This window comes from Enterobacter sp. 940_PEND (assembly GCF_001059415.1).
Lineage (GTDB): Bacteria > Pseudomonadota > Gammaproteobacteria > Enterobacterales > Enterobacteriaceae > Enterobacter > Enterobacter cloacae_M.
The window spans coordinates 1,716-2,056 of sequence record NZ_JUMS01000165.1; the positions used below are offsets into that span (position 1 = coordinate 1,716).

The window sequence follows — 341 nt, forward strand, 5'->3', positions numbered from 1 at the left end:
CACACAGATTGTCTGATGAAAAACAGCAGTAAAAATCTCTGCAGGCTTGTAGCTCAGGTGGTTAGAGCGCACCCCTGATAAGGGTGAGGTCGGTGGTTCAAGTCCACTCAGGCCTACCAAACTCCTTTTAAAGGATGAGCGGTACAGAGATTATAAACGATGGGGCTATAGCTCAGCTGGGAGAGCGCCTGCTTTGCACGCAGGAGGTCTGCGGTTCGATCCCGCATAGCTCCACCATCTTTTACTGCGAACCCAAGAAAACTTCAGAGTGAACCTGAAAAGGTGCACTGCGAAGTTTTGCTCTTTAAAAATCTGGATCAAGCTGAAAATTGAAACGACAC

2 tRNA genes are annotated in these 341 nt (G+C 48.1%); both read left to right on the top strand.

From position 1 onward, the window contains the following. Window positions 1–42: 42 nt before the first annotated feature. A tRNA-Ile gene (locus ADJ24_RS23335) sits at window positions 43–119 on the top strand. A 42-nt stretch (window positions 120–161) separates the two neighbouring features. Continuing rightward, window positions 162–237, top strand: a tRNA-Ala gene (locus ADJ24_RS23340). Window positions 238–341: the final 104 nt, after the last annotated feature.